Here is a 13,169-nt window from a genome sequence, read left to right as displayed (position 1 = left end):
AAAGTAAAACCAAAAGGCTGGCCGTCATAGCAATATGGAGGTTGTCGAAAAAATAACAATGCCACAGAAGGAGAAAGAAAGCATCATCTCACAGACCGTTTCCAACTACGGAGGGAAGCTGATGTCCTATATTCGTCCGAAAGTGAAAAATACGGAGGATGCGGAAGATATTCTGCAGGAGGTGTGGTATCAGTTCAGTAGCCTTACGAATATTTCGGAGATCGTAAATGTTGGTGGATGGCTGTATAGGGTAACGGCAAATAAAATTACAGACCGTTACCGCAAAAAGAAAACAGAAAATCTTGAAGATTTCGTATATGAGGATGAAGACGGTAGTTTTTCTATCAAGGATATCTTGTTGATGGATGACAGTGCCGGTCCTGAGGTGAAGATGTTTCAGGATGAGATCTGGAAAAAACTGTTTGAAGCACTGGACGAACTTCCCGAAAAACAAAGACTGGTCTACGTAGAAAATGAACTGAACGACAAAACCCTCCAGGAGATCGCCGATGAACAGGGAGAAAACATCAAAACCATCATCAGTAGAAAAAACTATGCTGTGAAGCATTTGAGAAACAGATTGAGAAAACTGTACGAAGATTTAAAAAGTTAGAAAAAGAAATTATGAATCATAAACACAAAAAGGGTTGGATTTTTTTATTGTTATGTCCGCCGTTAATTTTAGCCGCTGTTACATGGATTGTAATGCTGCTTTGGAATTGCCTTCTCCCGGAGATTTTAGGAGTAAAAGCCATTACATTCTGGCAGGCAATGGGAATACTGATCCTAAGTAAAATTCTTTTCGGAGGTTTCCATTTCGGGAAAGGAATGAAAGACTTCAAGGAAAGAAAAATGAGAAAAAAAATGGAAGGATGGTCCCCTGAAGAAAGGGAAAAATTCAAAGAAGTCTGGAGAAATAAATGTTCAGGCGGATTCTTCAACAGAAACAACGAATAATTTGAAAATTTTAAGAAGTAGTAAAGTAAAATTAAAATTCATTCGTCTCTATAAAAAACAAGAAGTAGTAAAATTTAAAATTTTGAAAAAATGAAAAATTCAGCATTAAAAGGAGCTCTGGGAGCATTAGCTGTTGTAGGTGTAGCCTTAATCGCTAAAAAAGCAATACAAAGAAAAAGATTTATCAAAGGTATTTTTGATGAGTATGGAATCAAGGAAAAATCACCTTTCGGACTGGCAGATAAGATCAGAGAAATGAATGACGAAGACTATCAGGAACTGAAAGGGAAATTCAAAAAAGAATTCCATTCAAGATGCTGCAAAAAGGATAATACCTTCGAAGCATAATACGTAAAGACTAAATTGAAATTGTTTAATTCCGGCGCGGGAAGCTCTGCTTCCCGCGCCGGAATTTTTATTTAAAATACATCCTGTAAAGGCTTTTAATACTATATTTGTTATTACTAAATATTATTTCCGGCTATGATGAAGTGTAAGAATATTTTCTTTGTGGTATCTTCGTTTTTCTCAATCAGTATGTTTGGGCAAAAGTCACAACCAAAACAGTATATTTTCTTCTTACATAATAAATTTTTAGAAGGGCATTCTTTAGAGGAGAAACATCCAAAATATGGGGTTGCGGAATATGAAGAAATACTTAATAAACTAAAGGATAAAAATACGGTTGTGATTTCTGAGAAAAGAAAAGCAGATACTGATCCAGTAGCTTATGCAGAAAAGGTAAGGAAGCAGATTGACAGTCTCATGAAAAAAGGAATTCCGGCTGGAAGCATAACCGTGGTAGGAACTTCTCAGGGAGGTTATATTGCACAATATGTGTCTTATTATGAAAAGAATCCGCAATTGAAATTTGTGATCATTGGAGCGAGTTTTAAAGATGATTCTCTGGAAAAAGATAAGAACTTTAAGCTTTATGGAAGGATTCTTTCCATTACGGAAAATTCAGATGATGGACATGTGCCGTTATCGAAGGAACAAAGGTGGATCAGATCCGGTATTAAGGATTTTAAAGAAATAGAGCTTAATACAGGACTTAATCATGGTTTCCTTTTCAAAGCCCTCAATGATTGGATTGTTCCGGCTAAGGATTGGGTTTTCCGCAAATAGATATTGGTTGAGCTATTACCGTTTAGTTCTTATGGTTGAGTTGCTGCAAAATGATCTGCGTAATCGGTGAAATCTGCGGGCAGAAATTAAAGTTGAGATTCCTCGTTATGCTCGGAATGACAAAGGGGCTGTTGAACTCATTCAATTCGCAGCATTTGTTGAGAAGTACAATTTTATCGGAGATAAAATCTTCGCCTTAAAATATGCAGTTTGAAAAAGAACTAGCGTCTTTGCGTTTTCCAACCTTAAAATAATAAATGATATTGAGATTGCTTCATCTTCGATTCGCAATGACTTTTTTGAGCTCCGTTTTCCAGCTAAATTTTTGTAATAAATATCAGACGCAAAGAAAAATAAATCCTTATTTTTGTATTTCTCAATGAAAGATTACTACTATTTTCTCGGTATATCACAGGATGCTTCAGAAGAAGACGTCAAAAAAGCCTATCGAAAACTGTCTTTAAAATATCATCCCGATAAAAATGACAATGACGACTTTTTTGCTGACCGTTTTCGTGAAATTCAGGAAGCTTATGAGACGTTGAGTGATTCTGTCAGAAGGCGCGCTTATGATCAGAATTTAGAAAATCATCAGAAAAGTTTCAGGTATAATATTCCACCTGCGATCAAAACTTTTACCGCGAATAAAATTCATGCAAAAAAAGGGGAGGAGATTATCATCAACTGGCAGACGAGTAATGCTGATGTGGTGAAAGTATTGCCTTTCGGGTTAGAAAAGCCGTATGGAGAGAGAATCTTTAAGATCACAGAATTTAAAGATGGGAAATTCCAGCTTCTGCTTCATGCAACGAATTCTCTTTTGCACAAAACCGTTGTTCAGGGAATTACCATTACGGAAGTTTTTGAAAATGATACTGAGAAATTCAAAAATTCAGTAGAAGAAATGTTTAAGCCACAACCCAGAACGGTAATGAACAGGTATGGACAGCCTAAAATTATAATGCTGTTTTGGGGAATTATCGTACTGGCAATTGCCTTATACTTTTTGATAAAAACGTTGGCCTAGCCTAAGCCATTTTCTTTCTTCCCGGGCATTTTTTGCATCTTTTTCCTTTCTTGAACTTTTTACAACACGATTTCTTTTCACAGAACATCTCTTCGTTATTGAATGAGTAAGGTGCCAAAGGCGGAACTTTAAAAGGGACAATCATATTCATGCTGCAAATATATTAATTTAGAATAAATATAATTAATAAAATTTCATAAAATTCTTTAAACCTGATGTATAGCAGATATTGCCTGCTTTCTAATGGATTGTCAGACGTAAAATCTATGCCTGGATCGTTCTTAAATTCTCCTTGAATTAGATTTAAGTTTACATTTTGAATAAAACTAATAATAGTAGAATGTTTTAAAGATAAGTTTAACCCGTAAGATGAGACCAGTGAATAATTCACATTATTTCAAATAATATTTCAGTATTTTGTTGAGTGTGATTTGATAGTTTTGTTGCATATTATGTATAGAATAAGGGATGTGTTTGTCAGGATTGTTATAAACCTTGTTAAAAGTTTATTAAAAATAAAGTGTGATAAAAATCACAAATATTTTGGTGAATTATCACCCCGGATATGCTCTTGTACAATCATTCAAAAAAATGTAATTTTACACATCTTTTTACAAACAAAATCTAATAAATAAAAATGAATACAGAACAGTTTGTGAGCCGTCACATTTCCCTTAATGAAGCCGATAAACAGGCGATGTTGGAGAAACTTGGCGTTTCTAGTATTGAAGAGTTAATTTCTCAGACCATTCCATCTTCTATCCGTTTAGAGAAAGATCTTGAGATCTCGGAACCACTTTCTGAATACGAAATGTTGAACCACTCAAAAGAATTGGCATCTAAAAATACAGATTATACGAGTTATATCGGATTTGGATACCACAATACACTTTTGCCTTCAGCAATCCAGAGAAATATTTTTGAAAACCCTAGCTGGTATACGGCCTATACTCCATATCAGGCAGAAATTGCACAGGGAAGACTTGAAGCTCTTCTTAATTTCCAGACTGTAGTATGTGATCTTACAGGTTTTGCATTGGCTAATGCATCTTTGCTGGATGAATCTACTGCTGCAGCTGAAGCAATGCATATGTTCTTCAACAACAGAACAAAAAACCAGAAAAAAGCAGGAGCTAATAAGTTCTTTATTTCTGACCTTGTTCTTCCTCAAACAGTTTCTGTATTAAAAACAAAAGCTGAAGGATTAGAAATAGAAATCGTAGTAGGAGATCATAAAACACACCAGTTTGATGGTTCTTATTATGGAGTTTTATTACAGTATCCTGGTAAAAACGGAATCGTTTTAGATTATACAGAAGATATCGTAGAATACAAAAAACTTGACCTTCAGGTAGCTGTTGCTTGTGATCCTATGGCTTTGGTAAAACTAAAGTCTCCGGCAGAAATGGGAGCTGACTGTGCGGTAGGAACTACACAGAGATTTGGTATTCCATTAGGGTACGGAGGTCCTCACGCAGCTTTCTTTGCTTGTAGAGAAGATTACAAGAGAGATATCCCAGGAAGAATCATTGGGGTTTCTCAGGATATGTACGGAAGACGTGCATTAAGAATGGCGTTACAGACAAGAGAGCAGCACATCAAAAGAGAGAAAGCTACTTCAAACATCTGTACAGCTCAGGTTCTTTTAGCAGTAATGGCAGGGATGTATGCTGTTTATCACGGTCCAAAAGGATTAAATTATATCGCTGATCAGATCCACTTTAAAGCCAATGCTTTGAAAAATGGTCTTAAAGCATTAGGTTATCAGGTAGTAGAAGAGCCAATCTTCGATACAGTGAAAATCACAATGGCTGAAGATGAAAAAGGAAGATTAGTAAGATTGATGCTTGATCACAAACTTAACCTTAACTATTTCACAGAAGGTGTAGTAAGTATTGCGATCAACGAAAGTACAACATTAGAGAAATTAAACTATCTGATGGCTTCTTTCGCTCAGTTTAAAGACAAGCAGACTTTCAAATTAGAAATAAAAGAAGGATACAGCATTCCGGAAGAAAACTTAAGAAAAGACGAAATTCTTACAGAATCAGTATTCAACAAATACCATACGGAAACAGAATTGATGCGTTACATCAAGCGTCTTGAGAGAAAAGACTTATCATTGACTCATTCAATGATTTCTTTAGGATCTTGTACGATGAAACTGAACGCAGCAACTCAGATGTTACCGCTTTCATGGGAAAACTGGGGTGCAGTTCACCCATTTGTACCTGTAAATCAGGCGGAAGGTTACCAGGAGATGATCCGTGAACTGGAGAAAGACTTAGCAGAAATTACAGGTTTTGCAGGAACTTCTCTTCAGCCAAACTCTGGAGCTCAGGGTGAATATGCAGGATTAATGGTAATCAGAGAGTATCACATTTCAAGAGGAGACCACCACAGAAATGTAGTATTGATCCCTCAGTCTGCACACGGAACAAACCCGGCTTCTGCTGCAATGGCAGGAATGAAAATCGTAGTTGTGAAAAACCTTGAGAACGGTGAAATCGATTTCGAAGATCTTAAAGCTAAAACAGAACTTCATTCAGCAAACTTATCAGCTGTAATGATCACTTATCCTTCAACTTACGGATTCTTTGATGCTAACATTAAAGAAATTACCAACCTTATCCACGAGCACGGAGGACAAGTATATATGGATGGTGCAAACATGAACGCTCAGGTAGGATTTACAAGTCCTGGAAACATCGGAGCTGACGTTTGCCACCTTAACCTTCACAAAACTTTTGCAATTCCTCACGGAGGTGGAGGTCCTGGAGTAGGTCCAATCTGTGTTGCTAAACACCTAGTACCTTTCCTTCCTTCTAACGCGAATATCAGAATAGGGTCTAAAGAAGCTATTGAAGGTATTTCTGCTGCACCTTACGGTTCAGGATTGATCCTTAATATTTCTTATTCTTACATCAAGATGTTGGGAACTGAAGGTCTTAAAAAGGCTACAGGTCACGCTATCATGAACGCTAACTACCTGAAAGAAATTTTAGCAGAGCATTTCCCGATTTTATATTCAAACGAAAACGGAAGAGTAGCTCACGAATGTATCGTAGATTTCCGTCAGTTTAAATCTTTAGGAATTGAAGTGGCTGATGTGGCGAAGAGATTGATGGATTATGGTTTCCATGCTCCTACTGTTTCTTTCCCGGTTGCAGGTACTTTGATGATTGAGCCTACAGAATCTGAAAGCAAGTCTGAAATTGACCGTTTCGCAGAAGCATTGATCTCTATTAAAAAAGAAATTGATGAAATTGCTAATGGTGAAGCAGATGCAACAAATAACGTATTGAAAAATGCTCCTCACACAGAACAATTGGTAATCTCTGATTCCTGGGATAAACCATATAGCAGAGAAAAGGCAGCTTATCCGTTAGAGTGGGTAAGAGACCACAAATTCTTCGCTTCTGTATCAAGAGTAGATGAAGCTTACGGAGACAGAAACTTGGTATGTACTTGTGAGCCGATTGAAGCTTATATGTAATCTTAGTTTTAACTATAAAAAATCCCTTTCAGTAATGAGAGGGATTTTTGTTTTTGTCATTGCGAGCAACGCGAAGCAATCTCAAGTTGCGTAAAATCAATAATACTCTATTAATTAAATAACTTATATTTCTCCCTGTAATCTCCTTTCGGCTTAAAATGTCCCGTTTTTTGATCATAAAGAAAAATATATTCTACAGGAATTTTTTTGTAAGGATTATCAACAGAATAATTGATTTCCCTATCATCTATCGTAGTGTTGTCATACCAGAACCCATCCGGTGTTCGCCTTTGGATCAATACGAGTTTTCCAGTGAAAGCAATATCATTGAATCCATCATTATTATAATCTTTTATTTTTAATGATAACTCATGAGGTTCATACACTTTGTTGTCTTCATCAGTATCATAAGTTTTTACATTTCCATCATAGATATTTACTAAAGAGTCTGCTGTGATTTTGTAAATTTCATGGCCTCCGTTTCCATGGCCTGTCACTATTGTTGCCAGTAGAAAAGGATTTTGTTTGGGGAAGATCTTTATAAATTCATATCGTTGAGCGCATAAAGTTTTAACAAGTTTTCCATCGGAAGTTAGTATTACTTGATTTTTCCAGGGATATCCTGCACTAGGTCCCGTTTTCCAGTCATATTCAATAAAATAATAATCCTGATCAGAACCATTTATTTTTATCTTTTTGAATGCCGTTATTTTTTCACCTGTCTGCTGTTCCGGACTTTTATGAATAGCAAGATCAAAGGTCTGCCGAAGATTTCTGATAAATAAAGAAGAATCCCTAATTACCGGATAATCTGAAACCTGCCCGAATTTTTTTTCGTTCTTTTGAGTACAGCTAAAAGCCATGAAAGAAAGAGCTGCTAATAGAGGTGTTTTCATTGGGCTATAAGTAATAATATGACAATTTATTAGATTTTAATGAAATTCTCATTATTTATTTGAAACAAATAAAACAAAACCACCTCCCAAAACTGAGAGGTGTTCTATTGTTTTCTGTCATATTCCTTTACCTTCTTTTAAAGCTATAGGCCAGCAAAATAGCTACGCCCATAGTAACGCAGGTTATAATTGAAATAGTTTCAATGGAGATTCCACTTTTCATCTGTGTGTTTTCTTTTTCACATGAAAAAAAGAATAATACTGCTATAAATAGACAGCCCGAGAGTAATTTTTTTGTCATACATGTATTTGTTTGGTTCTTAAAGTTTTATAGCAAAAAGTATACCGAATTTGTAGACAATGTAATGGACTGTTTACTGTTTAATTTTCGTTTAAATTTTTGGATATTTTATCAATTACTTTAAGGTGATAGGAATAGTTCAGAATTGTGTTAAGAATGAAAAATAGAGTTGAAAAAATGATTTCAATAACTATATGATGGATCAGGAAATGTAAGATCAGAAAAAATATAACAGAATAAATTAGGAAAAATAGAAGAGAATAAAATGCTTCAATTTTATAGGTGAGAATTTTTGTATTTTCATTATAATTGAAGAACTCTTTACGAGGAGAAAATACCAATGGAGATCTACTTGAAAAATCTAGTTTAAAGAGTTTTTCTTTGCCTACAATAGTATTGTCATCAAAGCTGGAATTATCCATTTCTCTTTCCATAAATGAATAGCGTATTTCATCAGTGACATTTTTTAATGTATTACTATTCTTTATTTCTCTTTCAAAGGTATAATAAAGTGGAAACATATAATTTATGCTTTTTTATTCGTTTTACCCTCGTTCCAATAATAACTGTCCGGATATATTCTCGCTCCAAAAACTGCAGTTCCCACCCGTACAATGGTGGCTCCTTCTTCAATGGCTGTTTCCAGATCTCCACTCATTCCCATGGAAAGTTCTTTCATTTCCACATTCGGAATATGTTCATGGATGATTTCCTGTTGAAGATTTTTAAGGATTTTAAAACATGCTCTTACTTTCTCGGTTTCAGCACTGAATAAGCCAATCGTCATCAAACCTTTTATTTTCAAAGTAGAGTAATGGGAAATCTTTCGGGTGAGTTCAACTGCTTCATTGGGATCAACTCCGAATTTGCTCTCTTCATTGGAGGTATTCACCTGAATTAAAACATTCATCGTTTTATTTTCGGCTAAAAGTCTTTGGTGAAGTTTTTCTGCCAGTTCCAGACGATCTAGAGACTGAACGCAGGTAACATCATATTTCAGGATATCTTTGATTTTATTAGACTGAAGATGTCCTATAAAGTGATTGTCATGAGGTAGATCTTTTAAATCATCGTACTTCTCCTTTAATTCCTGCACCTTGTTTTCTGCAATTAAGATTTGCCCATGTTTCAGCGCAACTTTAATTCGTTCTGCGGAAACTGTTTTGGTAGCCAGTAATAATTTAACTTCATCAATATTTCTTCCGGATTGTTCACAGGCATTTTTTATCCGGTTATTGATGATAGTGAGATTGTGGAGAATGTCTTCTTTCATGATGGAATGGTTTCTTTGGCTTCCAGTTTTTTTATCAATGCAGCTTTTACCGATGTTAAAGCATAATCCTTAGCTTCAGCAAAAGAAACTGAGTATTTTCTTTCAACGGTTCTCATGTCTTCAGGGAATTGACCCAGCAATTGGTCGTAGTAGGTATCCAGGATCTCATCGGAAGGCATTTCGTAATTGATCTTTAGCTGGAAACGTCTTAGCAAAGCCGTATCAATGATCTCTGGATGATTGGTAGCACAAAGCAAAAGTGAATGTTCAGGATAATAATCAATTAATTGAATTAATGTATTCACCAGTCTTCTCATTTCCCCTACATCTTTATCATCACTGCCTCTCGCTTTGCCAATCTGATCCAGTTCATCAAGAAAAAGTACAGATCTTTCTCTTGCTGCTTTATCAAAGATCATTTTAATATTCTGGGATGTTTCGCCGATACGGGATGAAACAATGTTACTCAGATTAAGGATCATAATGTTTTTTCCTAAAGCATTCGCAACAGCCTTTGCAGTCATTGTTTTTCCACATCCCGAACTTCCCTGAAGCAAAATCTTATTATTAACCGGAAGACCGTATTCCTGCAGCTCTTTTATATAATTATGTTCCTTGATAAGCTGAACCAGGTGCTCCTTGTTATTTTTATCGAGAAATACTTCGTTGAGGTTTACTTGTTCTTTATCCTGGATAATAAGATTGTACAGACTCATGATGATAATAAAATGATTATTGAATAAACAAAGATAAAGCTTTATTAAATGCCGAAAGAAATCCTGAATAATAATAAACAGCTAGGCCAGTATGAAAAAATAATAAGCTGTGAATGAAAAAACATCGGTAAATAATTGTAGAATTCGTGATCAAGAGAATTTAATGCTCATTTGATAATTCTTAAAACAAAAAGAAGAGCCGGACTTACGAACGACTCTTCTCATTTGGATATTAAAATTTGTTATGAAACTAAGATTTTGTGGTTTATGTTTTGGGCCCTTTTACCCGATGAGTAAAAGAGCAATCCGATCTCTCAGACTAAAAACATAAAACAATATAATTAGTATAGATATTTCTATAGGCTTGCTTTATTTAAAATTAGTTTCTTTCTCTTCTTACTGTCATGAAATATGAAGTGATTACGACTAAACCTGTTACGATACCGATATAAGTTACCATTTTGTATTATTTTTAATTATTTGACTTTTTTTTATCAATCTTTCAATTGCAATATTACTACTTTCAAATCACGTGCCAAAGTAAATACTTATGATGTATATCAGTGTTTTACGGTGGTTGGTGTTCATTTATTAGTGAATTTTTGTTTACATTAAATTAATGCATTATTGAGAATTTATTAATACTTTTATTATTCTCTCTGTAAAATTATGTGAAAACGTTAATCGTTTCTCGACTTCTATATTGGAGTTGATAAAACAAATAATAAATAATGTGTAGCATAATATTGTTTTAAACCACTTTTTTTGAATGTAAATTTTTCACGCGAAAAGGATTTTCATGTTAAGAAAATTTATTTTTAGCCTCGTTTTTCATTCGGAATTTTTGTCATGTGTCACATTTCATGACATAGAGAAATAATTTTTTTGTGCCAGATCGGAAAAAAATGGCATACTTTTCCAAAACCTTTAAAATATTGAATGGAGCTAAAAATAAGGCACTTAAGTTGAATTAAGTGCCTGTGATAAGTATTGTTGTTGGATTGATAGTTTAAAAAATAGAATTTTTTATACCTTAATAAAGTCATAAAAACACTTGCCGTATTTGAATAACAGAGAGTTTCCCCATTATCTCTTTTTTGGAATTACCGGAGTGCTTTTGTTACTTTTGTACAAAGAATAAACTTATGGGACGCAGTTATATTTTTCTTACTTTGGCTATTGTATTTGAGATCATCGCTACGAGTTTTCTGAAAAAATCCGAGGAGTTCTCCAAACTATGGCCATCCGTAGTGACCGTCATAGGATATGCCTGTGCTTTTTATTTTCTCAGTCTCACGCTTCGGCAGATTCCTGTTGGAATTACCTATGCCATCTGGTCCGGAGTAGGAATTGTCTTTATAACAATGATTGGAGTCATTGCCTTTAAACAGATTCCGGATCTTCCGGCTATTATCGGTATTGCTCTGATTGTTATCGGGGTGATTATTATTAATGTATTTTCAAAAATGGGAACGCATTAAAAAATAATCTCCTCATGCTTTTGCATCTGTTTCCAATGTTTGGATCTTGTTTTGTATAAGAAAAATTTTCCCAGTTTATATTTGAACTTTAAATACCCGCGGAACTCAATACCGTCAAATAAAGTAAAGGGAGTAGTCGGATTTTCTTCTAGTGACTGTCTGATTCCATTACTGAATACAGTAGGTCCTGTAGTAGAATGTATATCATGTGGATAGCGGTGAGTGTTGATATTATCCATCATCAATTCCAGTGTTTTCTTTAGGAAAGGATGATTTTTATTGAAAATAAGGGCCCATTGAACATACAGATTTTCATGTCTTTCTACACTGATTACAGCTTCATCATTATCTTTTATCAACTTTTTGAATGGCTTGATAATACTGCTGTCTACATCCAGATATACACCTCCTTTCTTATATAAAACAGCATATCTGAAAAAGTCAGCTTTTGCAGCACCGATTCTTAATTTGCGATACGTTTCAATATATTGTGGAGGGAATTCTTCTTCAAGAAAATTTTCTATATCCTGATCATCATAAAAATAATACTTATATTCCGGATTCTTTCTTTTCATATTCCAGATATGATAACGCGTAATCAGAGGAAGTTTTTTAGTTATGAAAGTCTGAAATATTTGTTTGGGTACAGGCATATTCTTTTTTTGGTAAATTCTTATATTTAAAATCCCGAAATCATTTTCACAAGTCATTTGCATAGGAGGCAATAAGATTTTTCATGAAAGAGAATCTCCGAACGTGTATTTTTTCTGTAGTTTTGATTGTAATTTGTAAGAATGGTTAAACGCTGAAGGAAGAAAATTTTAATTTTTTTTTAATCTCCTTGATTAGGGAACTTCAGCAATCTATTCGGATATTGTAAAAATCAAAATCCTGTGTTTACAGGAACGGCTTTTCGGTGTTATTTTGTCCTTTTTCTTTCAAATGGATTATAAGAAATTCCAACATTGAAATAGAGTGAAGGTTTGTAAGTTCCTTTCCATATATAATCATTAAATGAATCCTGTTTATTAAAAGCCCTGGAGTTGATATTTGCTCTGAGCCCTGTTTTAAAAGTTCCGATAAAGTTTCCTCCAAGATTATGCTCATACATTGCCCCTGAGTTGAGGGCAACCTGCCGGAATTCATAAGTATTGTTATTACGGTAGGTATAAAATGATGTATTGTCCATTTCCGTTCCCAGAGAGAGTCTTCCGTTGGAAGAAATATCTTTTCGGATCAATACTTTTTTCGGAAGCAGAACATCCAATACCCATCCGTTATTGAATCTGTTTTCGTAAGTGAAGATAGGAAGTACAGGTATTTGTGAACTCGGATCGATAATACCAGCCAGCCCAAGGGTCATTTTTGTTTTTGGAGTTGCTTTTAAAATCAATGAGGCCGTTACCAATCCTCTGATCCGTTCAAAATGCTGATCACTACCATCAGCAGAAATGCTGGCAGAATATATTGCCGTTTTTTTGAATAACCTTGAAAAATAGCTCAGATTAATCGCTTCCGAATGATAGTGAAAGTTCTCTTCGGATTCAATTCCCGGAACTACAGGGTTTTCGTTGCTGATTGAAGTGTAGCGGTAGTTCAGCGTAGTACTCAAAAGCCAGTTTCTTTTCTTGATAAAATAAATATTGGCATCTGCCTTCATCTGCTGAAAGCTTTTTACCTTATTATCCGGCAGATCCTGACCCTGGAGCTGTGACGAGAAAGAGGATGGGGTGACAAAGGTGTATTCGACATTGAAGTTTCGTGCCTGCGGAATTTTATCGGCAAAAAAAGCACGCACTTTCAAAGGAATACTATCCCTTTTCTGGGCATAGGTGATGTTCTTTAAAGGGAGTATTGCCAGTGGGACAAGTACTCTTCTCAATGTTTTCATGGG

General features: G+C 35.0%; 13 protein-coding genes. 7 read left to right on the top strand and 6 right to left on the bottom strand.

The annotated features are described in order from the left end of the window. Window positions 1-58: 58 nt before the first annotated feature. The 6 genes from LC457_RS21240 to gcvP all read left to right on the top strand — a co-directional run bounded on the left by LC457_RS21240 (window position 59) and on the right by gcvP (window position 6,608). Entirely contained in the window at window positions 59-613 is a 555-nt protein-coding gene (locus LC457_RS21240; protein ID WP_223601627.1) for an RNA polymerase sigma factor, read from the top strand. An 11-nt stretch (window positions 614-624) separates the two neighbouring features. After that, on the top strand, window positions 625-957 hold the full coding sequence (locus tag LC457_RS21235; protein ID WP_223601626.1) for a hypothetical protein: 333 nt from the start codon (window positions 625-627) through the stop codon (window positions 955-957). A 90-nt stretch (window positions 958-1,047) separates the two neighbouring features. Continuing rightward, window positions 1,048-1,305, top strand: coding sequence for a hypothetical protein (locus tag LC457_RS21230; RefSeq protein ID WP_142718197.1), 258 nt, complete (start codon window positions 1,048-1,050; stop codon window positions 1,303-1,305). 135 nt (window positions 1,306-1,440) lie between these two features. After that, window positions 1,441-2,085 (top strand): alpha/beta hydrolase, encoded by a 645-nt coding sequence (locus LC457_RS21225; RefSeq protein WP_223601625.1) that lies wholly within the window; start codon window positions 1,441-1,443, stop codon window positions 2,083-2,085. Window positions 2,086-2,464: 379 nt separating this feature from the next. Beyond that, window positions 2,465-3,112 (top strand): J domain-containing protein, encoded by a 648-nt coding sequence (locus LC457_RS21220; RefSeq protein ID WP_213279850.1) that lies wholly within the window; start codon window positions 2,465-2,467, stop codon window positions 3,110-3,112. A 637-nt stretch (window positions 3,113-3,749) separates the two neighbouring features. Beyond that, the gene (gcvP, locus tag LC457_RS21215) at window positions 3,750-6,608 is read left to right on the top strand and encodes an aminomethyl-transferring glycine dehydrogenase (RefSeq protein ID WP_223601624.1); all 2,859 of its coding nucleotides are present in this window, start codon (window positions 3,750-3,752) and stop codon (window positions 6,606-6,608) included. A gap of 110 nt (window positions 6,609-6,718) precedes the next feature. On the opposite strand, the gene LC457_RS21210 is transcribed toward gcvP, so the two are convergent. The 4 genes from LC457_RS21210 to LC457_RS21195 all read right to left on the bottom strand — a co-directional run bounded on the left by LC457_RS21210 (window position 6,719) and on the right by LC457_RS21195 (window position 9,794). After that, the gene (locus tag LC457_RS21210; RefSeq protein WP_223601623.1) at window positions 6,719-7,504 is read right to left on the bottom strand and encodes a hypothetical protein; all 786 of its coding nucleotides are present in this window, start codon (window positions 7,502-7,504) and stop codon (window positions 6,719-6,721) included. A 381-nt stretch (window positions 7,505-7,885) separates the two neighbouring features. Continuing rightward, window positions 7,886-8,326 (bottom strand): hypothetical protein, encoded by a 441-nt coding sequence (locus tag LC457_RS21205; RefSeq protein WP_223601622.1) that lies wholly within the window; start codon window positions 8,324-8,326, stop codon window positions 7,886-7,888. Window positions 8,327-8,331: 5 nt separating this feature from the next. Then, entirely contained in the window at window positions 8,332-9,078 is a 747-nt protein-coding gene (locus LC457_RS21200) for a YggS family pyridoxal phosphate-dependent enzyme (protein ID WP_223601621.1), read from the bottom strand. Continuing rightward, the gene (locus LC457_RS21195) at window positions 9,075-9,794 is read right to left on the bottom strand and encodes an AAA family ATPase (protein WP_223601620.1); all 720 of its coding nucleotides are present in this window, start codon (window positions 9,792-9,794) and stop codon (window positions 9,075-9,077) included. The genes LC457_RS21200 and LC457_RS21195 overlap by 4 nt, the downstream gene beginning before the upstream one ends. 1,145 nt (window positions 9,795-10,939) lie before the next feature. Between LC457_RS21195 and LC457_RS21190 the strand changes: the two genes are divergently transcribed. Then, complete coding sequence (locus LC457_RS21190) at window positions 10,940-11,275, top strand: multidrug efflux SMR transporter (RefSeq protein ID WP_223601619.1); 336 nt, start codon at window positions 10,940-10,942, stop codon at window positions 11,273-11,275. Here LC457_RS21190 and LC457_RS21185 read toward each other — a convergent pair. Together LC457_RS21185 and LC457_RS21180 are read right to left on the bottom strand one after the other, a co-directional pair. After that, complete coding sequence (locus LC457_RS21185) at window positions 11,272-11,928, bottom strand: glycosyltransferase family 32 protein (RefSeq protein WP_223601618.1); 657 nt, start codon at window positions 11,926-11,928, stop codon at window positions 11,272-11,274. The genes LC457_RS21190 and LC457_RS21185 overlap by 4 nt on opposite strands. A gap of 266 nt (window positions 11,929-12,194) precedes the next feature. Continuing rightward, complete coding sequence (locus LC457_RS21180) at window positions 12,195-13,166, bottom strand: DUF6268 family outer membrane beta-barrel protein (RefSeq protein ID WP_223601617.1); 972 nt, start codon at window positions 13,164-13,166, stop codon at window positions 12,195-12,197. Between the last annotated feature and the right edge of the window lie 3 nt (window positions 13,167-13,169).

The organism is Chryseobacterium sp. GVT01B (genome assembly GCF_019970045.1).
Classification (GTDB): domain Bacteria; phylum Bacteroidota; class Bacteroidia; order Flavobacteriales; family Weeksellaceae; genus Chryseobacterium.
Note: the sequence above shows the minus strand (reverse complement) of the source record. Positions and strands in the feature narration are given on the sequence as shown.